At 67.9% G+C, this 23,028-nt stretch carries 20 protein-coding genes; 7 read left to right on the top strand and 13 right to left on the bottom strand.

Going from position 1 to position 23,028, the window contains the following annotated elements:
- The first annotated feature begins 134 nt into the window (after positions 1-134).
- Together AC5RUH_RS11105 and AC5RUH_RS11100 are read left to right on the top strand one after the other, a co-directional pair.
- Positions 135-1,829, top strand: a complete 1,695-nt coding sequence (locus tag AC5RUH_RS11105; RefSeq protein WP_494128602.1) for an amidohydrolase — start codon at positions 135-137, stop codon at positions 1,827-1,829.
- Entirely contained in the window at positions 1,826-3,079 is a 1,254-nt protein-coding gene (locus AC5RUH_RS11100) for a M20 family metallo-hydrolase (RefSeq protein ID WP_494102344.1), read from the top strand. Before AC5RUH_RS11105 ends, AC5RUH_RS11100 begins: the two co-directional genes overlap by 4 nt.
- A 27-nt stretch (positions 3,080-3,106) precedes the next feature.
- On the opposite strand, the gene AC5RUH_RS11095 is transcribed toward AC5RUH_RS11100, so the two are convergent.
- Genes AC5RUH_RS11095 through AC5RUH_RS11080 form a run of 4 tightly spaced genes read right to left on the bottom strand, consistent with a single transcriptional unit; the run spans position 3,107 to position 6,917 of the window.
- Complete coding sequence (locus AC5RUH_RS11095) at positions 3,107-3,547, bottom strand: ATP-binding protein (protein ID WP_494002208.1); 441 nt, start codon at positions 3,545-3,547, stop codon at positions 3,107-3,109.
- Positions 3,540-3,872: an STAS domain-containing protein gene (locus AC5RUH_RS11090; protein WP_494002209.1), complete on the bottom strand. Its 333-nt coding sequence runs from the start codon at positions 3,870-3,872 to the stop codon at positions 3,540-3,542. Before AC5RUH_RS11090 ends, AC5RUH_RS11095 begins: the two co-directional genes overlap by 8 nt.
- Positions 3,856-5,808, bottom strand: a complete 1,953-nt coding sequence (locus tag AC5RUH_RS11085) for a glycosyltransferase family 2 protein (RefSeq protein WP_494128601.1) — start codon at positions 5,806-5,808, stop codon at positions 3,856-3,858. The genes AC5RUH_RS11090 and AC5RUH_RS11085 overlap by 17 nt, the downstream gene beginning before the upstream one ends.
- Positions 5,805-6,917 (bottom strand): response regulator, encoded by a 1,113-nt coding sequence (locus tag AC5RUH_RS11080; RefSeq protein ID WP_494002211.1) that lies wholly within the window; start codon positions 6,915-6,917, stop codon positions 5,805-5,807. The genes AC5RUH_RS11085 and AC5RUH_RS11080 overlap by 4 nt, the downstream gene beginning before the upstream one ends.
- A gap of 58 nt (positions 6,918-6,975) precedes the next feature.
- Between AC5RUH_RS11080 and AC5RUH_RS11075 the strand changes: the two genes are divergently transcribed.
- Entirely contained in the window at positions 6,976-8,733 is a 1,758-nt protein-coding gene (locus AC5RUH_RS11075) for a sensor histidine kinase (RefSeq protein WP_494128600.1), read from the top strand.
- Positions 8,734-8,947: 214 nt separating this feature from the next.
- Here the strand turns inward: AC5RUH_RS11075 and AC5RUH_RS11070 are convergent, their stop codons facing one another.
- Positions 8,948-10,171, bottom strand: coding sequence for a glycine cleavage T C-terminal barrel domain-containing protein (locus AC5RUH_RS11070; RefSeq protein WP_494002213.1), 1,224 nt, complete (start codon positions 10,169-10,171; stop codon positions 8,948-8,950).
- 430 nt (positions 10,172-10,601) lie between these two features.
- On the opposite strand from AC5RUH_RS11070, the gene AC5RUH_RS11065 reads away from it, so the two are divergent.
- Positions 10,602-11,123, top strand: a complete 522-nt coding sequence (locus AC5RUH_RS11065; RefSeq protein ID WP_494128599.1) for a CarD family transcriptional regulator — start codon at positions 10,602-10,604, stop codon at positions 11,121-11,123.
- Between the two features lie 110 nt (positions 11,124-11,233).
- Here the strand turns inward: AC5RUH_RS11065 and AC5RUH_RS11060 are convergent, their stop codons facing one another.
- Together AC5RUH_RS11060 and AC5RUH_RS11055 are read right to left on the bottom strand one after the other, a co-directional pair.
- Positions 11,234-11,917 carry a pullulanase X25 domain-containing protein gene (locus tag AC5RUH_RS11060; protein ID WP_494128598.1) on the bottom strand — a complete coding sequence of 228 codons (684 nt, stop codon included), beginning with the start codon at positions 11,915-11,917 and terminating at the stop codon, positions 11,234-11,236.
- Positions 11,918-12,016: 99 nt separating this feature from the next.
- Positions 12,017-13,069 (bottom strand): NAD(P)-dependent alcohol dehydrogenase, encoded by a 1,053-nt coding sequence (locus AC5RUH_RS11055; RefSeq protein WP_494128597.1) that lies wholly within the window; start codon positions 13,067-13,069, stop codon positions 12,017-12,019.
- Positions 13,070-13,171: 102 nt separating this feature from the next.
- Between AC5RUH_RS11055 and AC5RUH_RS11050 the strand changes: the two genes are divergently transcribed.
- Positions 13,172-13,894, top strand: a complete 723-nt coding sequence (locus AC5RUH_RS11050) for a TetR/AcrR family transcriptional regulator C-terminal domain-containing protein (protein WP_494002217.1) — start codon at positions 13,172-13,174, stop codon at positions 13,892-13,894.
- 213 nt (positions 13,895-14,107) lie between these two features.
- Here the strand turns inward: AC5RUH_RS11050 and AC5RUH_RS11045 are convergent, their stop codons facing one another.
- Complete coding sequence (locus AC5RUH_RS11045) at positions 14,108-16,702, bottom strand: ATP-dependent Clp protease ATP-binding subunit (protein ID WP_494128596.1); 2,595 nt, start codon at positions 16,700-16,702, stop codon at positions 14,108-14,110.
- 211 nt (positions 16,703-16,913) lie between these two features.
- Here AC5RUH_RS11045 and AC5RUH_RS11040 point away from each other — a divergent pair, with 211 nt between their 5' ends.
- Together AC5RUH_RS11040 and AC5RUH_RS11035 are read left to right on the top strand one after the other, a co-directional pair.
- Positions 16,914-17,288: a LexA family protein gene (locus tag AC5RUH_RS11040; RefSeq protein ID WP_494013756.1), complete on the top strand. Its 375-nt coding sequence runs from the start codon at positions 16,914-16,916 to the stop codon at positions 17,286-17,288.
- Positions 17,281-18,639 carry a Y-family DNA polymerase gene (locus AC5RUH_RS11035; protein WP_494128595.1) on the top strand — a complete coding sequence of 453 codons (1,359 nt, stop codon included), beginning with the start codon at positions 17,281-17,283 and terminating at the stop codon, positions 18,637-18,639. Before AC5RUH_RS11040 ends, AC5RUH_RS11035 begins: the two co-directional genes overlap by 8 nt.
- Before the next feature lie 108 nt (positions 18,640-18,747).
- Here the strand turns inward: AC5RUH_RS11035 and AC5RUH_RS11030 are convergent, their stop codons facing one another.
- The 5 genes from AC5RUH_RS11030 to AC5RUH_RS11010 form a co-directional block, all read right to left on the bottom strand.
- Positions 18,748-18,963, bottom strand: a complete 216-nt coding sequence (locus tag AC5RUH_RS11030) for a hypothetical protein (RefSeq protein WP_494048896.1) — start codon at positions 18,961-18,963, stop codon at positions 18,748-18,750.
- Positions 18,964-19,037: 74 nt separating this feature from the next.
- Positions 19,038-19,493, bottom strand: a complete 456-nt coding sequence (locus tag AC5RUH_RS11025; RefSeq protein WP_494024669.1) for a hypothetical protein — start codon at positions 19,491-19,493, stop codon at positions 19,038-19,040.
- Between the two features lie 62 nt (positions 19,494-19,555).
- On the bottom strand, positions 19,556-19,774 hold the full coding sequence (locus AC5RUH_RS11020; protein WP_494002222.1) for a hypothetical protein: 219 nt from the start codon (positions 19,772-19,774) through the stop codon (positions 19,556-19,558).
- Positions 19,775-19,856: 82 nt separating this feature from the next.
- A complete protein-coding gene (locus tag AC5RUH_RS11015; protein ID WP_494128594.1) occupies positions 19,857-20,927 on the bottom strand; it encodes an NAD-dependent epimerase/dehydratase family protein in 1,071 nt (356 codons plus the stop codon).
- Positions 20,928-21,067: 140 nt separating this feature from the next.
- The gene (locus AC5RUH_RS11010; RefSeq protein ID WP_494128606.1) at positions 21,068-22,717 is read right to left on the bottom strand and encodes a catalase; all 1,650 of its coding nucleotides are present in this window, start codon (positions 22,715-22,717) and stop codon (positions 21,068-21,070) included.
- Positions 22,718-23,028 lie beyond the last annotated feature (311 nt).

The following is a 23,028-nucleotide window of genomic DNA, read 5'->3' as shown; positions in this document are numbered from 1 at the left end:
TTCCGCCGGAGATGGCGTCTTTTGTCCATTGAGCGTGACATTGCTCCAGTGTTGAAATGGAGGCGGCGCCGGGCACGGCTCGCTGCGCCGTCTACCGCTCCGGGCACGCCGCAGCGAAAGCACGAAGAGGACTCATGCTCGTCGATCTCCTGATCCGCAACGCCCGCATACTGACCCAGGACCCCGGACATCCGGTGGCAGAAAACCTGCTGATCCACGACGGGAAGGTGCTGGCACTCGACGTCGACCCGCAGGCCGCGCCCCGGGCCCGGAGGGTCGTCGACGCCGCCGGTGCGGTCATCGTCCCCGGCTTCAATGACGTGCACGCCCACAGCGTCTGGTTCGGGCTCGGCCTGCTGGAAGCGAATTTGGGGACCGTCGCCAGCCTCGATGAGGCCTATGCGGTGATAGCCGACGCCGCGTCCACGCTGGCGGAGGACGAATGGGTGGTGGCCTCGGGGTACAGCCCGCTGCTGCACGGCGGAGCCCAGCCTGACCGCGACCGGCTCGATGCTGCCGCCGGCGGCCGCCCGGTATGGATCAAGCACTCCTCCGGCCACGCCTGCAATGTCAACGGTGTTGCACTCGATCTCATCGCCGCACGCGGCGCCGACCTTGCCGCGCCGATCGATGGCGGCGTCGTTGTCACGGATGCCCAGGGCCGGCCCACCGGGCTGCTGGAAGAGAACGCCATGCGGTTGGTGCAGGACATCATGCTGCCCTACCCGCTGGCGACCATCGAACGCGCGCTGGACCTCGCGACCACCCACTATCTGACCGAGGGCATCACCAGCGTCACCGACGCAGGCATCGCCGGCGGCTGGATCGGCTACTCACCGCGCGAGTTCGGCGCCTACCAGAGTGCACGGGACAAGGGGCTGCTGAGCGTCCGGATGCAACCCATGCTGGTTCTGGATGCCCTGCACGAGGTTCCAGGGCACGACGCAGACCCGGTCTCGCGCGGCCTCGATGCCGGCATCCGCACCGGCTTGGGGGACGACTGGCTCCGGCTGGGACCGGTGAAAATCTTCAGCGACGGATCGCTGCTGGGCAGCACCGCCTACGTCACCGAAGAGTATGTCGGCTGCCCCCACAACCACGGCTACCTGCAAATGGACGCCGAAGTGCTGCGCGCATCGTCCCTCGAGGCGTACCGCGCCGGTTGGTCCATCGCGATGCACGCGATCGGGGATCACGCCATCGACCACGCGATCGACATCATCACCGAAGCCCAGGAAACCTACGGCCACAGGCCGCTGCCCAACAGGATCGAGCACGGCGGCGTGATCCGGTCGGAGCAGCTGGACCGCATCGCCGCGGCCGGCATCGTCCTGGTGCCGCAGCCGCATTTCATCACCGAGTTCGGCGACGGCATGGCGCGGCTGCTCGGTCCGGAGCGGACGGCGACGTCCTACCCGGCCAACAGCCTGCTGCGGCGCGGCGCTACGTTGCCGGGCAGCTCGGACCGACCGGTGTCCAACGGCCGTCCGCTCGACGTGATCCAATCGTTCGTGGAGCGGCTGACCCCGTCCGGCGAGGTATACGGCCCCGACGAGCGGATCACCGCGGCCGAGGCGCTGGCCGCCTACACCGTCGGTTCCGCGGCGGCGACGGGAGCGGGGGACATCAAGGGCCGGTTGGCGCCCGGCCTGCTGGCCGACCTGGTCTTTTTGGACCAAGACCCCACCGCCGTCGAGCCGTCGCGCATCGGCGCCACGCAGGTGCTGGCCACCATGGTGGGCGGCGACATCCGCTTCGGCGCGGAGAAATTTCCGGCACTGGAATCCGCTGATGCGGCGACGGCGTCGACGGGGGAGGAAGCACGATGAGCACGACCGGCCAGGAATTTCTTGACGACTTCGGTGCCATGTCCGGGTTCGGCGCGACCGCCGGCGGCGGCGTGGACCGGCAGGCCGGTACGCCGGAGGACCATGCCACCCGCCGGTGGTTCGGCGAGTGGCTGGCGCGGCACGGCTTCACGGAAAAGGTAGACGCCGCCGGAAACCAGTTCGGGACCCTTGAACTTGTTCCCGGTGCTCCCTATGTCTTGCTCGGCTCGCACCTGGACTCCCAGCCGTTGGCCGGGCGGTACGACGGCGCCTACGGCGTGTTGGCCGGGGCCCACGCCGCGGCCCGCGTGGCGGCCGAAGCTGCCGCGGGCGGGATCGACCCGGTCTACAACGTGGCCGTGGTCAACTGGTTCAACGAGGAAGGCAGCCGCTTCACGCCCAGCATGATGGGCAGTTCGGTTTTCACGGGGAAGCTGCCCCTGGAAGAGGCGCTGGCCACCGCGGATCCGGCCGGGACGACGGTTGCCGCGGCCTTGGCCGCCGGCCACCGCACCGCCGACGACGGCGCCCCCCGGCTCGCCGACGTGGCCCGTTACGCCGAGATCCATATTGAACAGGGCCGGAGCCTTGAGGAAACCGGCACGCAGGTCGGAATCGTGGACCGCACGTGGGCGGCGAGCAAGTACCGCGTCACGGTGGACGGGGAGCAGTCGCATACCGGCTCCACCCGGATGGAGGACCGCAGGGATGCCCTCTACGCAGCCGCCCTGGTCATCTCCGCCGCCCGCGACCTCGCCGCGGAGTTCGCCCCCGGCCAGCTGCACACCTCGGTCTCCGAGATGTACGTGTTGCCCAACTCGCCGGTGACCATTGCGCGCCAGGCCGTCATGAACCTGGACCTGCGGTCGCCGGATGAGGACGTCCTGGCCCGCGCCATGGAATTGCTGGACAAAAGGATCGCCGAGGCGGAGGCCGTGTCCCGGACGACGGTCGGTTTGGAGCTGACCCACCGGTGGGGACTGGTGTCCTACCAGCCCGCGGGCGTGGCGCTCGGCATCGCCAGCGCGGAGCGGCTCGGGTTCAGCCACACGGATATCATGACCGTGGCCGGCCACGACTCGACGAACCTGAAGGACGTTGTGCCGACGGTCATGCTCTTCGTTCCCAGCGTCGAAGGGATCTCCCACAACGAGGCCGAATTCACCCGGGACGACGACGCCGTGCGCGGCGTGGAACTGCTGACCGAGGTCGCGCGGCGGCTGGTCGCCGGGGAGCTCGCGGCCGGCTAGGAGCCGGTAAGCAGCCGGACGGCGGCTTCAGGCGCTGTCCTCGGAGGCATGGCGGCAGAGGACCCATACGTTGTCCTCGCCGTGGCGCTCGAAGGTGACGGTGCTGACCAAGGCATGGATCAGGTTGAGTCCGCGCCCTGACTCCGACTCGTCGTCGACGTCGTGCTCTTGCGGGTTCGAGATGCCGGGGCTGGAAGGTGCTGCGCCGATTTCGGAAATGCGTGCTTCCAACCGGCGGGACCAGATGGTGATCTCAACACCGAGCTGGAGGGGAGTTTCGGAAGCAGGGACGGCGTGCTGGACCACATTGGTGGCGGCCTCGATCACGGCAGTCGAGAAGGCCATCCGGTCCAAGTCCGGAACGAAGTCGGCTTTCGTCCACAGCGCCTCGAAGTCCTCGTGCAGGGCCTCGACGGTTTCGGCCGTGGCCAGCCCCTGGCGTGTCGTTCGGGCGAGGACCTCAGTCATCGGAAAACGCCGCGTCGACGCTCTGGTAAGGAGTCAGCACGCGGTGCATGCTGGTCAGCTCAAGCACCATCCTCACCTGCGGCTGCACGTTCGCGATGCGGAGGTCGCCCCCGGCTTGCCGGGCGATCTTCAGGCAGCCGATGAGCGCCCCGAGGCCGGAGGAGTCCATGAACTCCGTACCCGCCATATTCACCACCACATGGTGGTTTCCTTTAGCCACGACGGCCGCGACAACTTCCCGGAGGCGGGGTGCTGCGACCATGTTGAGCCGGCCGCTCCCGATGACTTCGGCATAGGCGGGCGTGGTCTCAACGGTGAACTGCATCCACGTTCCTTTCGTCGGGCTTGAACCCTTTGTACCTGACGGCCTTGACCAGCACGCCCAGAATCAGCAAATCAAACATAACCCAGGCCACGTTCACCAGCGTGCCCACGGGTTCGTTCAGTCCGGCCGCCAGTCTTGCCGCGCCCGTCAGGAGGGCAGCAACCAGCAAAGCCATGGTGACCAGCTGGGGTGTGATCAGGTTCCAGCTGCTCCCCCCGGATTGGCGGGCTTTCGGAGTGACGGCAAAGCCGAGGGGCCGTCCCAGCCACACGTTGCGGGCCGCCGTCGTGCAGGCCTTGATCCAGGTGGGGAAGAGGGCGAGGCTGTACTGCTGCCCGCGCCAAGTGCTGACGCCCTTGCCCACCACGGCGAACAGCAGTTGGTTGACCACCATGAACGGGATGAACCGGATGAAAAAGTCCGTGCTCAGGCTGTTGACGGGGAGGATGCCCAGGGTGAGGTAGACGATTGGCGCGGCGAAGTAGATCACCGCGGCAAAGCCACTGAGGTAACTCCACATCGTGGAGAAGTACATCAACCGTTGGCCGAGCCTCAGCCCGCGTTGCGCCAGCGGGTTCTCGCGCAGCATGACCTGGACGGTGCCCTGGGCCCAGCGCAGCCGCTGGGTCAGCATGGTTTTGAGGTCCTCCGGGGCCAGGCCGTGGGCGAGTACCTCGTGGTGGTAGACGCTGTGCCACCCCATCGAATGCAACCGCATCGAGGTCGCCATGTCTTCTGTCACGGAGATAGTGGCCAACGGCATCACCGGCTGGGCCTCGTCGGGGCGTTCTATCGAGACGGCGTCCAGCACCGCCTGCACTGATCCCAGCGCCCCCAGCGGGGACCAATCCCGCCGGGACATCCGCTCGAGCGCGCCGTCCAATTCGTCCGGCTCGGGCACACCGGCCGTGCCCCCGAGTTCCATGGCGGCGATCTCGGCCAGGTCCGCTTCCACGGCCGCGAAGTTCTCGGCAACCAAGGACCGCACGGCGTCGTCGACCTTCTTCCGGAGGTCATAAGTGATTTCGCTGAGCGACCCGCCGCTTCGGAGGCTGGCGCGGGCCGTGTCGGTGGCGGCCTCCACGTCGTCGAGCAGCATTGCTACGAGTGGATCTGCCGCCTCCGGGGACCTTCGGGCCTTGCGGATGGCACTTCGCGCCCCTGCGAGCGCGCGGTGAACCCCGCGGTCGACTTCGGTGACATAGCCGGCCAGGCCCAGCTGCATCAGTGCTTCGCGCCGGAGCAGGGCATTGGAACCGCAGAAAAACGCTGCGTTCCAGCCGTCCTTGCCTTGCTGAATGGGCCCGTAGAACAGCGGGGCCTGGCTGCCCAGCGGATCGTTGGCCGGAACGTTGCTGAAGTACTGGGGGGTCTGGACGAGGGCGACCCTGCGCTGGTTGAAATACCCCAGCGTCTTGTCCAGAATGTCGGGCCGGGGGACCTGGTCGGCGTCGAGGATCAAGAGGAATTCCCCGTGGGTCATCATCAGCGCGTTGTTCAGGTTGCCCGCTTTGGCGTGCCGCGGCTTGTCCGCCCAGTCACCGGTGCGGGTCAGGTAGCCCAGCCCGTGGCGGGCGGCCAGTTCGCCCAGCTCCGGCCTGGCGCCATCGTCCAAAATCCAGGTGCTGTGGGCGTACCGGATGTCCCGCGCCGCCAGCGCGGTAGCCATGACGAGGTCCAGCGGCTCGTCGTAGGTGGTGATGAAAACGTCGACGGTGGCGTCCGCAGGCGGTGGCGGCGCTTTGCGCTCCCGGAACCGCCAGACCGTTAAACCAAAGAGTCCGACGTCGATCAGGCTGTAGGTCTCGGCCAGCACCAAGGGGACGGCTATCCACCACGCCGACCAGTTGAGCGAGTCGAGCCATCGCCACGCGAGGTAGTTGGTTCCGAGGATGACCGTCAGAACCACCAGCAGCCGTATGGCAAAACGTTTCACAAGGGTACCGGGCTGTCTGCCGGGCACCGGCGCAGCATCACGGCGGTGATGTCGTCCGCCACCGCGGCGCCGGCCAGGTCCAACACGGCATCGCAGACGTCCCGGACATCGTCACCGGAGCTGGCAACGGCGGCCACCGCGTCCATGGCTGCGTCCACCGAGTCGAAGGCATCGAGAAGCCCGTCGCTGAGTACAAGGAGCGATTCGCCGGGCTCCAGCAGCAGACGGCTTGCGGCCCACGTGCTGCCCGGGACGGCACCGACGGGCGGGCCACCCGAGGGCAGGCGGCGCAGGCCGCCGTCGTAGAGGTGCAGCCCAAGCCCGTGCCCCGCGTCCACGTAGTCGACCGTAGAGTTCCCGGCGTCCAGCCTGGCATGAAAGATCGTGACGAAGGAGTCGGACTGGGCCAGGTCGCTCTCGAGCGACTGGCTCGCCGCCTGGAAGGCCGGGACGATGTCCGCGTGTCCGTGGGAGGCGCGCAACACCGCGCGAACCGTCGCGGCGATAAGGGCAGCGCCCATGCCCTTGCCCATGGCATCGGCGACCGTCAGTTGCAGCCCGTTTTCCGTGGCGCACCAATCGAAAAAGTCCCCGCCCACGCTTCGGCTGGGCCGGCAACGGCCGCCGATCTCATAGCCTTGAAGTCTCAGGGGCTCGGCCGGCAGAAGGCTGCGCTGAACCTCGGCTGCGCGTTTCTGGTCTTCGCTAGGAATCGCCTCAACGGGTTGGGATCGCGGGCGGCGGAAAAGCGCTCCGATTCTTGCCTGGAGCTCCCGGGGGCTGAACGGCTTGCTGATGTAATCGTCGGCGCCCGTGTTCAACCCGCTGAGCCGGTCCAGCTCCTCAGCGCGCGCGGTAATCATCAGTATGTAGGCGTCGGAAAAGGTCCTGACCTGCCGGCAGACTTCAATGCCGTCCAGATCGGGCAGGTTCAAATCCAACGTAATGAGGTCGGCGCCGCCGTTGCGGACCAGCTCGAGGCCGTCCCGCCCGTTTTCTGCCTCCGCCACCGTGAAGCCTTGGTCGGAGACGATTTGGGCCAGCAACCGGCGGATGTCCGCGTTGTCCTCGACTATGACGGCACGGCGGTTGCTGGGGGCAGCTGGCATGCTTTCATTAAGGCGGTTATCTTCCCGTTTGTCACATCCGTCACTGCAGAATCCGCCCGTGACGACGATATTGGAGTTCGCCGCCATGGAAAAAATCCTCGACCTGCTGACCCTGCATCGGGTGAAGTTCCACGACCTCTCACTGCGCGGGCGGGTAGTGATGAGCCAGTTGCCGCTGTCCATCACCATGCTGTTCCTGGGGGTGGGCACGTGGCTTTTTTCTCCCCCGCTCCTGGTGAATCCGCTCTTTGAACTCAGCATGGTGCTCAACGCGGTACTGCTGGCGGCGTGTTTCCTCGTTCCGTGGGAGAAGCTGCCGTACCCGTCGTTCCTGATCATCCCGCTGCTGGATTTCATTCCGATCGGCCTGCTGCGCGAAGGCGCCGGGTCGCTCCTGACAGGGGTAGGGCTGCTGGCCGCTTTCCCGGTGATCTGGCTGGCGGCCTCCGGACAACTGCCGCGGCTGTCCGTCATCGGGGGCGCGCTGGCCGCCCTGGCGATGGTGTGGATTCCGGTGTTCCTCAAGCAGCCTGCCGTCACTTTCGATGCGTTAATCCACCCGCTGCTCATCCCCTTCATGATGCTGGCCATCGGAATCACCGTCCGGGTCATGACCGCGAGCATGATGGAACAGCAGCAGGTGGTCGAGGCCAAGGACGCAAGGCTCCGCGCGCTGCTGGAAGCCAGCGACAAGCGCGAACGGCTCCTGTCAGCCGTCGTCAACGCCGTGAACGTGGGGGTCCTGGCCGTCGATGAGGACGGCAACCCGACTCTGCGCAACCGTCGGCAGGAAGAGCTGCGCCGCCTGGCGCTGCCGTCGGGCGACGAGGACGCGCCGGAATCCAGGCTCGAGCTCTATGCCGACGGAGGCAAATCGCTCATGCCCGTCCAGGATCGGCCCATCCGCCGCGCACTGCGCGGCGAGTCGTTTGCCGAATACCTGGTCTGGTTCGGCCGGCCCCCGCGGCAACGGGTACTCTCCGCGTCCGCCCAGGCGATGGTCGACGGCAGCGGCCGGCGCGAAGGCTCCGTCCTCGCCTTCAACGACGTCACGGAACTAGTGTCCGCGCTGGAAGCGAAGAGTGATTTCCTGTCCAGCGTGTCCCACGAACTGCGAACTCCGCTGACCTCCATCCAGGGGTATGCCGAGTTGCTGGCGCTGACGCCGGACTTGCCGGAGAACATGGCGGCAGGCCTGGACACCATCCTCCGCAATTCGCACCAGTTGCTCGCCCTGGTAAAGGATTTGCTGGGGACGGCCGCCGGCTTCTCCGAGCTGCAGCCGGTTCCTGCGGATCTCGGGGATATTGTCGCGCAGGCCGCCGCAGCAGCAGAACCCCGGGCCGCCGCCGGCGGCATCACGCTCGCCGTACAGGCGCCGCCTCCCCTGCGGGTGGTCTGCGACCCGGCGCGGGTCCGGCAGGTGTTGGATAACCTGCTGTCCAACGCCATCAAGTATTCCCCGCAGGGCGGTGACGTCACGGTCAGCTGCACCGGCGGCGACGAAATGGTTCGATGCGAGGTAGCGGACCGGGGCATGGGGATGGGTGCCGAGGAGAGCCGCAACGTCTTCACGCGGTTTTTCCGCAGTCCCGCCGCCCGCCGTAGTTCCATCCCGGGGCTGGGCCTCGGACTTGCCCTGTCCAAGGACATCGTGGAACGGCACGGCGGCAGCATCAGCTGTGAGAGCGAGCCCGGCCGGGGCAGCGTCTTCACGTTTACCCTGCCCGTAGCCGGGCCGCCCCGGGACGATGAATCCGAAGCCGATAAGACCAGCGTCCAAGGCGCCACCGTCGGCGCCCGGCAAGAGCCGTAAACCCCGCCGCCCTGCCGCAACCTGATCGTGCAGAACATCGGGCACGCCACCACGCCACCACGCTGCCCGCCAGCTGCCGGGTCGGCTTCTTCCCGCTCAAGCTCACCGCAGCGGGCGGCGCCCCTGTGCGCGACGTCGCCTGGACGTAGCTGCGAACGACGGCGGGGCCCGCCTTCTACAGGTGGGCTCCGCCGTCGTTGTGGTTTTGGCGGTTTCAGTCCTTGGGTGTGGACTTGGCGGGGTCGACGAAGGGCTTTTGGACGACTTGGCCTTCGCGGACTCCCTCGGGCGTGTGGATGGACAGCGTGGTGCCTTCGCCGCTGAGGTCGATCGGCACCATGGCCAGGCCGATGTTCCGTTCCAGCCGCGGGGAGTGGCAGGCGCTGGTGACCTCCCCGATGGGGGAGCCGTCGCCGACCGAGACCGGGAACGGCTCGATCATGGAGCCGTCGTTGTAGCTGCCCAGCGGCTCGCCGCCGATCTCCACGCCGACCATCAGCCGGTCGATGCCCTTCTCCCGGATGCGGCCGAGCGCTTCCTTGCCCACGAAGTCCGCTTCCTGGTCCAGATCCACCATCCAGTTGTAGTCGTAACCAACCTCCAACGGGTTGGTGCCGAGCGTGATGTCGCACCCGTAGGCCAGCATGCCCGCCTCGATCCGGCGGATGTGGCAGGGACCGATGACCCGCAGGTCGTGCGCCTGCCCGGCTTCCCAAACCGTGTCCCAGAGGCGCCCGGCGTTTGCGGTGGCGTTGTAGAGGTAGATCTCGTAGCCGACTTCGCCGGTGTAGCCGGTCCGGCTGACCACCACGTCCATGCCGTTGAGGGTGTGGTGCTGCATGTAGTAGTACGGCATGTCCAGGATCTGCGGGCCGAACAGGTCGGACATCAGCCCCTTGGCCTTCGGGCCTTGGACCTGGACGGGCGCCACGTCCACCTCTTCCACGGTGACGTCCCAGCCGCCGGCGTGCGCCAGGCCCATGGCCCACAGGTGCACGTCGCTGTCCGCCAGCGAGAGCCAGAACTTGTTCTCCTCCACGCGCAGCAGGATGGGGTCGTTGATGATGCCCCCGTCTGCGGCGGTGATGAAAGCGTACTTGCACTGGCCCACCTCGCACTTGGTCAGGTCCCGCGGGGTGAGCATGTTGGTGAAGTCGAAGGCCTGCGGGCCGCTGATCTGCAGCTGCCGCTCCACGCCGACGTCCCACAGGGTGACGTCGTTCAGCAGCGACCAGTACTCGCTGACCGGATCGCCGTAATGGCGCGGGTGGTAGGTGTGGTTGTACACGCTGTAGGCCGCGACGCCGTGCTCCCGCGACTTCCAGAAGTAAGGGGACTTGCGCAGCCGCGTGTAAAGGGTGACGGCCGGGTTGGGGTTAACGCGGGACGAATCGGTGCCGTTGAACTGGGCGGAGCCAGAATCGAGAATCTCCGACATAGGGGCTTACTCCTTCGAGGTTCTGGCGCCAGCCGGACCTGAAGAGTTGCGCATGATGCGCAACTTTGCGCCATGTGAGACTGCCATGGTGGCAGTCGCTCCGCCGGGGAGTCAAGGGGCAGCGCCAACCGGTTGCGCGGCGCCGCGGCGTCCCATCTGCCGGCGCGCGCCCCCGGACTCGAGGGGTCCCACCGGTTGGTACTCCCGGGGACATCAGGCGCACGCGTGAGATAATTGAGGCAGCCAAGCTCGCGGGTTTGGGGCGGGTCCATCCGCATGGATCCGAGCCGGTCCGCGTGCTCACAATATCGAAGCTCCGGTCTGCTGGCCGCGGTTTCGGTCCGTGGGACGACCGTCTGGCGCGAGGGCCCCGGGGCGCTCCGTCCACTGATGTCGAGTGTGGCGCTCGTGCGAATCAGAGGACTCTTGAATGCTGTTTGCTGAAGGTCAAACCCTTGTTCACCCACACCACGGTCCGGCCGTGGTCCGAGGCATCAGGACCCGGCCCCTGAGGCAGGACGCGGAATGCCGCTACGTCATGCTGGAAGTTAAGAACTCGAACCTGACGGTCGGTGTCCCGCTGGAGCGTGCCGAGCAGGTCGGCCTGCGGCCGGTCTTCGACGAGGGACAGTTGGAGGCACTGTTCGACGTGCTGCGCGCCGCCTCGCGGGAGGAGGATCCGCAGTGGTCCCGGCGCTTCAAGGACAACCAGGAACGGCTCCGCACCGGCGACATCTTCGTGATCGCGGGATTGGTCCGCGACCTCGCCCGGCGGCTGCACGCCAACGGCAACATGTCCCACGCCGAGAAGGAGATGCTGCAGTACGCCAAGAAACCGCTCGTCACGGAAATTGCGCTGTCCAAGGGCATTGACCTGCAGGAAGCCGAAGAGGTCCTCGAGGCCGTGGCGACCGGTTCGGGGCCGGAGGTGGAGCACCTGGCCAGCGCCTGAATGACGACGAGGCGCAGTGCGACCGTGCATGGGGTCCCTGCTTGGCGAGGGCGGGCGTGGACGACGGCGCGCTTTACGGGCGGCGCGCATGACGCGCTCATCACGAAGGGTCAGGCGCGGACCAGCCGGGACGTCGCGGCCAGGTCATGGATGGCGTGGTCGTACGCGATGGTGAGCGCGCCGCCGTCGTGCTGGAACTCGTGGTTGGCGCCGTCAAGCACGCCATACGCCCCGTAGTTTTCCTCCCACGAGCCGTTCAGTGCGAACTTGAACGCATACCGGCCGGCGGGCAGCTCGGCGTCCAGCTTCCACAAGCCGTCCGTGGCGTCGAAGCGCATCTGCACCGCCCCGTCGGCCGGGTCCCAATCCTGGTCGGCGCCGAGCAGCACGCCAAAGTCGCCCACCACGGCGACTCCGGCGGGTTGGTCGGCGGACAGGGCGGGCTCCGCCGCCGGCGGCGACGGTTCCGGCAGCGGGGTTCCCGCCGCGAGGGCCGCGGCCAGTTCGGCCGCATCGGGAAAGGCGGTGACCGCCCGCAGCCCGTCCTCGGTGATGGCCCACCCGCCGCGGCCCTTCGACATCCAGCCGGCTTTCACCAGCCGCGCGGTCGCCGTCGTCAGGTTTTTGAAGCCGCGGGGCACACCGCCGCTCAGCAACTCCTTCTCGTGCGCGGTCGGCGGTACGCGCCGCAAGGCCTCGCTGATGACGTCCCTGGCGTCAGGCCGGGTGCCGGTTGCGGCTGCCGCCGCCAGAATCTCGAGGACAGGTTTGAGACGCAGATGGGTTTTGAGCATGGCCGTGGCTCCTTCGCGGGGCTGCCGGAACTGGTGACGCTCCCAGTCTGTTACCCGGCCGTGCCGAGCACCACTATTTGGCGTTGTGTGTCGGCTCCCCTAGACCTTGATGACCACCTTGCCCCGCACCTCGCCGGCCTCCAGGCGGCGGAGTGCTTCCGGCATCTGCTCCAGCGGATAAGTGTGGTCGAGCACGGGCTTCAGCTGCCCCGAGACGATCAGCTCACTCAGCCGTTCGAGGTCCGAAGCCGCCTGGCGGGCCATGAACATGACAACACGCTGCCGGTTGAAGAGGGACAGGATCATTCCGCCCAGCGGCCTGAACAGGCCGCCCGTCCAGCGGTCGCCGTGCTCGCCGCCGACGATAACCGCCGTGCCGTCCGCTGCAAGAGCCCGGCGCACGCGCGACAGGGACGGGTTCCCGGCGATGTCCACGATCACGTCATACTTGTGTCCTGCTACCGCAAAGTCTTCGCGGGCGTAGTCGATGACGCTCCCGGCACCGAGGCTCCGCACCAGCTCCGCCTTGGCGGCGCTGCAGACGCCGGTGACCGTGGCGCCCAGGGCCGTGGCTATCTGCACGGCGTAGGTGCCGACGCCGCCGGAGGCCCCCGTGATGAGTACGCGGTGCCCGGCCTGTACGCGGCCGGCGTCCCGCAGCGCCTGCAGCGCTGTCACGCCGGAGACCGGAAGGGCCGCTGCCTGCTCGAAAGTCAGGTCTGCCGGCTTTCGGGCCAGCAGCGACTCCGCTGCCACCGCAAATTCCGCGAAGGAACCCTTGCCGAAACCGAAGACTTCGTCTCCGATCGAAAATTTCGTGACGGCACTGCCTACCGCCGCTACCGTTCCCGCGACGTCAAGCCCGGGGACCGGGTTCTTCGGGGACTTCCACCCGGAGACGGCGCGGACCGGGTACGGCAGGCCGGTGGCCATGTGCCATGTCCCGCGGTCCAGGCCTGCGGCGCGGACCTTGATGAGGACCTGGCTTTCGCCGACCTCCGGTACTGCGATCTCTTCGGGGTGCAGGGCATCGGTGATTCCGTACCGGGTCTGCACTATGGCGCGCATGGTGGGTCTTATGGGGTCCGGGGAGCCGCTGCCGGGAACCGGCTGCGTGTTCGCGGCCGAAGGGGTGGATTCTGTTGGTTCCATGGGACTTCCTTCTCGAGGACGTGGATGACGTGGAGCCCAAGTACTTCGTACAACGTACGAAGCTACCGTACAAAGTACGAGAATGCTATAGTCGCGGGAACAATGATCAAAAAACCGGGCAGCGCCCCCGCGCAACGTGAGCCACTCAGCAGGGAACGGGTGCTCCGCGCCGCGATGGAGATCGCCGACGGCGGCGGGCTGGCCCGCCTGACCATTCGTTCACTGGCTCAGGCACTGGACGCCAAACCGATGTCGCTCTACCACCACGTGCGGAACAAGGACGAGATCCTCGACGGCATCGTCGACGCCGTCTTCGAAGAGATAGAGCTGCCGGTGCCGGGCCGGGAGTGGAAGGCGGAGTTGAAGCGGCGTGCCGCCTCCGCCCGCGACGTGCTGCGCCGCCACCCGTGGGCCATAGCCTTGATGGAATCGCGCACCGCGCCGGGACCGGCAAACCTGCGCCACCACGATGCGACCCTGGGGACTCTTCGGGCTGCCGGGTTCTCGCTGCCGCTGGCGGCCCACGCCTATGCGGTGCTCGATGCGTACGTTTACGGGACGGCTCTCCAGGAGGCATCGTTGCCTTTCGACGGGCCGGACAGTCTGGCGGAGGTCGGCGGGCCGATGGTGGAGATGTTCACCGTCGAGGACTATCCACACCTGCGGGAGTTCGCCGTGGAGCATGTGCTGCAGCCCGGATACGACTTCAGCCACGAGTTCGACTTCGGCCTCGACCTCATTATCGGCGGCTTGGCGGCGTCGCTGCAGGGCCGCTCCGGGACTGGCGAAGAGACACCAGAGCGGGCCGAGGCGCCCTCGCCCTGAACCACCGGGTCGCGGGCGAGGCCATGGGCCCGGAACCCCTGGAACGCGATTGCAGGCAGGAGGGCCCGTGAGGCCCCGCCTTTATTCCGCATTGTCGTTGGCCTGAACCGGAGCGGCGGGACACCCCACTCCGGTGGAGTGCCCCGCCATCGCTCCGGGGTTGCGATTGGTGCGCGCGGGCACATCAACCGCGCCCGGCGTCAGTCGCCGCCGCTATGCCGCAGCGGACATGCTGTCTGCCGCGACGCGCAGCCCGTCGTCGCCGGCGGCCACGCGGATTCGCCCGCCGTCTGCAACGGCCTCGGCCACCAGCAGGTCCGCGATCCGGTCATCCAGCTCGCGCTGGATCACGCGGCGCAGGGGCCGGGCGCCGTATTCGGGCTCGTAGCCGGCCTCTGCGATCCATTCCACGGCGTCCTCGCCAACCTCCAGCGCGATGCCCTGGGCCGCCAGCCGGGCTTCGGTCTTGCGCAACTGCAGCCGCACGATGGAACGCAGCTGCTCCTGATCCAGCTTGCGGAACAGCACGATCTCGTCGATCCGGTTCAAAAACTCCGGCCGCATGGTTTCGCGCAGCCGGCCCATCACCCGGGCGCGCAGATCCTGCTCGCTTCCGAAGCCGTCCACCCCGTCGTTGGCGGTGAAGCCCAGCGCTCCGCCCTTGCTGGCCAGGAACTCCGAGCCGAGATTGGAGGTCATGATCACAACGGTGTTGCGGAAGTCCACGGTGCGGCCCTGCCCGTCGGTAAGGCGTCCGTCGTCGAGGACCTGCAGCAGGAGATTGAACACGTCCGGGTGGGCCTTCTCCACCTCGTCCAGCAGCACCACAGAGTACGGGCGCCGGCGGACGCGTTCGGTCAGCTGGCCGGCCTCGCCGTAGCCGACGTAGCCCGGAGGGGCGCCGACCAGCCGTGAGACGGTGTGGCGCTCGCCGTATTCGCTCATGTCGAAGCGCACCATGGCGTCCTCGTCACCGAACAGCGACTCCGCCAGGGCCTTGGCCAGCTCGGTTTTGCCCACACCGGTCGGGCCCAGGAACAGGAAGCTGCCGACGGGCCGGCCCTCGTCCCCCATGCCGGTGCGGTTGCGCCGCACGGACCTGGCGATAGCGGTCACCGCATCATCCTGGCCAATCACCCGGGCGTGCAGGTCCTCCTCCAACCGGGCCAGCCGCTGCCGGTCGCCCTGGGTCAGCCGGGCGGCCGGAATGCCGGTGGCGCGGGAGATGATCTCGGCGATCTCGGCCTCGCCCACCACATCGGAAGACGCGACGCCGGGGCGGGCCCCGCCGTCGTGGTCTTCCGTGGCACCCGGGGCCGACTGCTGGGCGGAGGCGGCTTCCAGCCGGGCCTTCAGCTCTTCGATCTCGTCGCGCAGCTTCGAGGCGTCCTCGTAGCGTTCCTCGGCGACGGCGGCGTTTTTGGCCGACTCCAGCTCGGCCAGCCGGCCGCGCAAGGCCTCCACGTCAACGCGCGGGCCGCGTCGCAGGCTCAGCCGCGCGCCGGCCTGGTCGATCAGGTCGATCGCCTTGTCCGGCAGGAACCGGTCGGTGAGGTAGCGGGAGGACATCTCGACGGCGGCCCGGATCGCTGCCTCGGTGTAGGCCACCTGGTGGTGTTCTTCGTAACGGTCCTTGAGGCCGGACAGGATGCGGACGGCGTCCTCGATCGAGGGTTCTGAGACCATGACGGGCTGGAAGCGCCGCTCCAGGGCAGGGTCCTTCTCCACCTTGCGGTACTCGCCAAGGGTGGTGGCGCCGAGCAGGTGCAGTTCGCCGCGGGCCAGCCGGGGCTTGAGGATGTTGCCGGCGTCCATGCCGCCCTCGCCGCCGCCGCCGGCACCGATCACGGTATGCAGTTCGTCGATGAACACGATCAGTTCGCTGCTCGCGGCGCTGATCTCGTCCAGGGTCTTGGTCAGGCGTTCCTCGAAGTCGCCGCGGTAGCGGGTGCCGGCCAGCATGCCCGGCAGATCCAGCGACACCACACGCTTGCCGCGCAGCTGTTCCGGGACGTCGCCGGCCACGATGGCCTGCGCCAGCCCCTCGGCGATGGCGGTCTTGCCCACGCCGGCCTCGCCGATCAGCACCGGGTTGTTCTTGGTCCGGCGCGCGAGGATTTCGATGGTTTGGGCAATTTCGTCCGCGCGGCCGATCACCGGGTCCAGCCGGCTCTCCCGGGCCTGGGCCGTCATGTCGGTGCCGAACTGGTCCAGCATGGGAGTTTCCGACCCGGTGCCGGTGCTCTGTTGCGGGCCGGTTGCAGGGGTGGGGCCGTCGGGCTGCGCCGCAGCTGTCTCCGCCGCGTGCTGCAGTGCCTGCGGGGTGACGCCCGCGCCGGCCAGGATCTGGCCGGCGGGGGTCTCCTGGTTCAGCACGAAGGCGGCGAAGAGGTGCTCGGGGTCGATGTAGGTGGAGCCGAACGCGCGGGCCACCTGGTGCGCGTCCAGCAGGGCACGCTGCGCCGACGGCGTGAGCGACGGCGTTTCCCGGGTCGGGCCGGTCTTTTCCGGCAGGCCCTGCTCCGCGGAACGCGCGATGGTCTGCGGGTCCGCGCCGGTCAGCTTGATCTGGCTGGCGGCCGGCTCCTGGCCGACCATGACGTGCAGGATGTGCAGCCCGTCCACCTCGATGTGGCCGAGGCCTGCGGCGAACCGGGCTGCCTGCGCCAGCACCTCATGGGTGCGGCGGCTGAGCAGCCGGGTGAGGTCGACCGTGCGGGATTGGGCCGCCCGCTGGCCCTGCAGGTAGCGGGCCAGGAACTCGTCGAATGAACCGTTGCCGGAAGCTGGTCCGAAGAACAGTGGCATGGATAATCCTCCTGTGGAACGTGAGTGCCTTCGACTCATGTTAACGCCTCTACGGCAGGATTATTCCAGAAGCTACCCGAACTTGAGTGCAGCTGGCTCATATGTAGGCCGCGGCAGGCCGGTGCTACTGTTGGATTCGAAGCTTTGTTCGAAGACGGGGGTCGGGATGTTCGGTGTAGAGCAGCCGTCGGATGCGTCGGCGGGCCCGGAGATGGGCAGCGGAGCGCCCGAGGAGGCGCGCGGTTTCCCGTCGCCGGCCAGGGACTACTTCCACGGCGGCATCGATCTGAACCGGCACCTGATCCGTGACCGCACCAGCACCTTTGTGATGCGGGTGGCCGGAAACTCGATGGCCGCGGCCGGGATCAGTGATGGCGATGAGCTGATCGTGGATCGCTCTTTGACCCCGCGCGACGGTTCGGTAGTGGTCGCGGTGCTGGACGGGGAACTGGTGGTCCGGCGCCTGCATCTCACCGCGGACGGCGTGCGCTTGCAGGCGGACGACGGCGGCGTTCCCACCGAGGTGGGCGAACTCGCCGACCTGAGCATCTGGGGCGTCGCCACCCGTTGCCTGCACCATGTCTAGCGCCCCCGTGCCCGGGGCAGGCGGGGCGGCCTCCGGCCAGCCGTCGGGCTCCGGCGGAGCGACCTCCGGCCGGCCCGGCGAACGGATCGCGCTGGTGGACGTCAACAATTTCTACGTCTCCTGCGAGCGGGTCTTCGATCCGTCCCTCGAGGGACGGCCCGTCGTCGTGCTCTCCAACAATGACGGCTGCGTGGTGGCGCGCTCCGAGGAGGCCAAACAGCTGGGGCTGAAGACCGGGACGCCGTGGTTCCAGGTGGCGCCGCGGGCCAAGGCCTGGGGGCTGGTCGCGCGGTCCAGCAACTACGAGCTGTACGGGGACCTAAGCGCCCGGGTGATGGAAGTGCTCGGCCGGTTCGGGGCCTGGCAGGAGGTCTATTCGATCGACGAGTCGTTCCTGGGCCTGCCCGGCGACGAGGCCCAGTTGCTGGAGACTGCCGGCCGAATCCGTGCCGCAGTGATCCGGCAGGTGGGCGTGCCGGTCAGCGTCGGCGTGGCGCAGACCAAGACGCTGGCGAAGTTCGCCAACCACGTTGCCAAACGGAATCCCCAGATGGCCGGAGTGTGCTCGCTGGGCTCGATGCCCGCTTCCGACATCGCCTGGATCCAGTCACGCGTCCCGGTCACCGGGCTGTGGGGCGTGGGCGGACGGACGGGGAAACGGCTGAACGCCCTCGGGATCGAGTCGATCGCAGACCTCAAGGCCGCCGACCCGCAGGCAATCCGCAAAAAGTTCTCCGTGGTGCTGCAGCGAACCGTGCTGGAGCTGAACGGGACGCCCTGCATCCCGCACGCGGAGGAGCGGGCCGACAAGCAGCAGATCATGTTCTCGCGCAGTTTCTCCACGCCGGTGACCACCCTCGAGCAGATGGACCAGGTGATGGCGGTCTATGCCCAACGCGGGGCGGCCCGGATGGCGGCCGAGGGACTGCGCGCCTCGGTGCTGACGGTGACTGCGGGGACCAGCAGGTTCGCCGGCGGCGAGGCATCGTTTCCCGCGGCCAGCGTCAACCTGGCGACGCCCACCCAGGATCCGATCCAGCTGACCAAGGCTGCCGTGGCCGCCATGCGCGGCTGCCTGACTCCGGGCGCCCACTATGTCCGGGCAGGGGTCCTGCTGTCGGGGCTGGAGCCCGCGGCCGGCCAGCAAACCTTCGACCCCTTCGTCAGCGATTTGGAACAGCGGCACATCGGCGACCTGCTGGGCGCGGTGCGTACCAAGTTCGGCGAAGCCTCGATCGGCCTCGGTCAGGGCGGGCTGGCGGCCCCCGCGGCGTGGTCAATGAAACGCGAATTTTCCTCGCCACGCTACACCACCGAGTGGAGCGACCTGCCGGTGGTCAAGGCGGATTAACCGGCTGTGCACCGGGTCGCGTCGCAGCGGCGCAACGGGCACGGCAGCGGCCGAACAGTGGCACGGCAGCGGCCGTATCTCGACGGCCGCTGCCGTGCCCGCGGTGGATCAGTCGCTCGGGCTCGTGTCGGTGGTGAGCCCGCGGTCGTCCGGCGTTTCCTGGTCCTTCTCTTCAGCCGGCCCGGGCGCGATGTTCATGCCCTCCTTGCCCTCGGGCTCGGGGGCGGAATCGGCCGCCTGCTGCTCCTGAGCATCCGGCGGATCTGCCGCGGTGCCCGACTGGTCCCGCGGACCTTTGACCTGGCCGGTGTCGTTCTCCGTCATGCCAGTCCTTCCCTCTGCCGTTAATGCAGGCGGAGCCCCGGCGAGGGGCCCGGCCCGCCAGAATCCCGGGCGGGTTAAACTCCGGGCGGGCGCAGGTCGTCGTCCCTGTTGAGGGTGGCGGGGCCGTCAGGCATGGTGCCTCCCTCGCCCGTCCAGCTCTGCCCGAGTTCATCGTTCTGCGCCGGATCCGACATGGTGGTGTCGCCGAGGGTGGTGGTGCCCGTGGTGCCGCCGGCGGTGGTCGTGGGGCCAGTGGTGCCTCCGTCGTCCTTACCCGAACCGTGGTTGCCGGGCAGCTTGGAGGTCGCCGCGGACCCTGCCTTCTTGGCCGCTTCGGTAACACGGTCGGCGACGCCTGGTGCCTTTTCCTTGACCAGGTCCGTGGCTTCGTGCACTTTTTCCTGGACCGCTGGGTTCTGCCAGAACTCCTGGCTCTTGGCCTTCAAGGAATCGTAGGCGGACCTTCCGGATTTCGAACCCAGGACGAATCCGAGGGCGATGCCGGCGCCGAATGTGAGTTTCCCTTTCACAGCGTGCTCCTGTCTGTAGACGGTTGATGGGCGGTGCTAGGTGGAGGTGCGGGCGGTGCCAGTCAGCCGGGGAAAGGCGCGTTGGGCGCGTCCCCGCGGCCGTCCTGGTCCTTGTCACCGTAGGCCTTCTTGACCAAGTCGTCGGCGAGTTTCTCGTCACCGTGGACCGGGATGTGGGCCTCGTTGACTTCCTTGTCGATGCCGCCTGCGTCGGCGGGAGTCAGAGTGTCGTCATTCGCGTCGTCCGGGTGTTCCGGGCGCCGCTCCTCGTTCGGATTCATCAGGTCCTCCTTCTCGAGCGGGTCGTCCTGTGGGATCAGACCGGGCAGCTGCGCTCTTCGCGCGGCTTCCCATGGGGCCACACTACGCGCCGGTCTCCGGCTTCGCACGGGTCAAGCGGCTGCGCGGGCGCATCGCGGGGGATTCCGTGACCCCTCCGGCCCCGGCCATTCCCGCCAGGACTTCACGGATCGCCGACAACGAATCCACCTGCGGTATCCAGCCGAGTTCGTCCCTGACCCGGCTGGTGTCCATGACCGGAGCGTAGCGGGCCATGTCCACCCAGCCGGGGTCGCTGGCCAGCAGCCGAAGGGACCACGCGGCGCCGACCAACTGCCGCACCAGCGGCACGGGAACGGGCAGCCAGCGCCGGGCACCGAACAGGGAGGCGACGAGTCCGGGCGTTACCACCGGTTCGGCCGCCACGTTGAAGGCACCCCTCGCGCCCTGGTCCAGCACCCGCCAGTAGGCGTCCGCCACGTCGTTGGCATGCAACGCCTGGAAGATGAACTCCTCGGGGAACGGGAACAGCGGCAGCCGTAGCCGGTTGACGAAGAACTTGGGGATCCACCGGCCCACAAAGTAGCGGCCGATCTGGCTGCCGGCCTCGGCTTGGAAAATCAGGCCGGGCCGCAGCCGCGCCACCTTGATTTCCGGGTGATCGTCGGCGAACTCGTCCAACAGCGCTTCCTGCTGGCCCTTGAACCGGCTGTAGTGCGAGCTGGCGATGCCTCTGGCCGGCCAATCCTCGCGGACACGGGAGTGCTTCGGTCCGGGGCTGTACGCGCCGACCGACGAGGCGCAAACCACCTGCCCGACGCCGGCGTTGGTGGCAGCGGCGAGCATGTTCGCGGTGCCGTCCACGTTCACCCGGCGCAACTGCTCTTCATCGTGGTTCGGTTGCAGCAGCCACGCGAGATGGACGACGGCGTCGCATCCCTTAAACGCCTGCGTCAACCTTTCCCGGGCATCGCGGGAGGCGATGTCCAGCGAAACCCACGTGACGCCGTCGTACGGTTCCGTCGTGGCATCGGGCAGCCGCCGCGCGATGCCGACGATCTCCACGTCGTCCGCGCGTTCGCCCCGCGCCTTCTGCAGCCGGCGCAGCACTGCTGTACCGACGTTCCCGCTGGCTCCGACCACCGCGACTCGCATGGACAGACGCTACCGCGGATGCCACGGCTTGGCGAGGGCCGGCGGGGCGGCCGGCCGCCGGAATCCGTGCAGGATTCGGCCGAGGGCCGGGTATCTCCGCAGGTCATCCGCAGCTTAAACGTGCAGGTCGCGCGGTGACGCTACCGCTCCACTTTGACGCGTTCGTTGGGCACGCAGTGCGTCATGGTTAGCCCCGAAACGTCACGCGGCCCGTTCTTGCCGAGGTTGGCCATCCACTGCTGCTCCGCTTCGGAAAGGTTCTGGCTGGCCAGGGGCCCAAGGTCCCTCACCTCGTCCAGCGAGATGCCGATGCCGCGGCCCACGCCCTGGCCGAGCTCGTCCGCGATCATGTAGAGGTGCCAGAGCATGCGCTCCTGGATCGGCCGGTCGCACTGCGCCAGCGCGTTGGTCAGGTTGGTGATCAGGTCCTCGCGCTCCCAGTCCTCTTGCAGGTAGAACCGCTGGCCGGCCTGCAGGTAGTCGTTGGTCCGCTCAATCCGTTCCCTAGTCAGCCGGCCGCCGATCTCGGGACCGACGGCGTGGTGGTAACCGGAATCCTTCGCCGCCTCCTGCAGCCCGCCGGTGATAGTCGGCTCGTAGTTAACGTGCGGGTTCTGGCCCGGCGCGGTGTCCACAAAGTGCGTCAACTGGCCGTCCCGCTGGTTGGTGGCCACCGGCACCTTCGGGCTGTTGACCGGCAGCTGCAGGTAGTTCGGGCCCACCCGGTGACGCTGGGTGTCGCTGTAGGAGAACGTGCGGCCCACCAGCATCTTGTCGTCGGAGAAGTCGAGGCCGTCCACCAGCACGCCGGTGCCGAACGCGATCTGCTCGCTCTCGGCGAAGAAGTTCTTGGCGGTGCGATCCAGCACCATCCGGCCGACCGGTCGGGGAGGGAACTGCTCCTCCGGCCAGACCTTGGTATCGTCCAGCGGGTCGAAGTCGAGCTCGGGATGCTCGTCGTCGGACATCATCTGCACCACCAGCTCCCACTCGGGGTAGTTGCCGGCTTCGATGGCGTCGTAGAGGTCCTTGGTGTGTGACCCGAGGGTCTGCGCCTGCACGTTCGCGGCGTCCTCGGCGGTCAGCGACTTCACGCCCTGCTTGGGCATCCAGTGGTACTTCACGAGCACCGTCTCGCCGGCGGCGTTGACCCACTTGTAGGTGTTCACGCCGAAGCCCTGCATATGCCGGTAGTCGGCGGGGACGCCGCGCGGGCTGAAAACCAGCATGACCATGTGCATGGATTCGGGGGACTGGCTGAAGAAGTCCATCGCCCGGTTCGGCACCGACGCCTCGAACGTTACCGGGTCCGGCTTCTGCGAGTGGATGAAGTCGGGGAACTTGATCGCGTCGCGGATGAAGAACACGCCCAGGTTGTTGCCGACCATGTCCCAGTTGCCGTCCTCGGTATAGAGCTTCACGGCAAATCCGCGCGGGTCGCGGGCCACCTCGGAGGAATCACGGCCGCCGGCCACGGTGGAGAAACGGATGGCGAGGTCGGTGCGCTTGCCCGCTTCCTGGAACAGCTTGGCGCGGGTGAACCTGCCGATCGGCTCGTCCCCCCACTTGCCGTAGGCCTCGAAGTAGCCGAAGGCCGTGGTGCCGCGCGCATGCACCACGCGTTCGGGCACTCGCTCGCGGTCGAAGTGGCTCATCTTCTCCAGGAACTGGTAGTTCTCCAGGGTTGCCGGGCCGCGGGCGCCGATGGTTCGCGTGTTCTGGTTGTCGTAGACCTTGTGGCCCTGGCGGTTGGTCAGGGGCTGGTCCGGGGACTGGGCCGCATCGGTCATCACTGATCACTCCTGGGGAAAAGGGGGAGGCCGCTTGCCGTGATTCCAGCTTCCTCCTCGGCCGCGGCGAGGGCAAGAGTCCGACGACGACGCGGCCGGGCTTCGCGGAGGAGTGCCCGTGGCGGTGCGGCGGGAGCTTCGCGGGAGCGGCCGGGGCGGTGCGACGGGAGCTTCGCGGGAGTTCCCGGTGGCGGTGCTTTTCGCTCCCACGTCTTGGCGGCGGCTCCCGACGTTTCGCCTAGTCAGCGCGCTTTAGGGGTAGCCAAAGATGGGCAGTTAGTCCGAGACATGGGAGCGAACACACCGGAGAC

It is taken from the genome of Arthrobacter sp. Y3223166 (assembly GCF_059090935.1).
The sequence above is the reverse complement of the archived record's forward strand: the minus strand, read 5'-3'. Positions and strand labels throughout refer to the sequence as shown.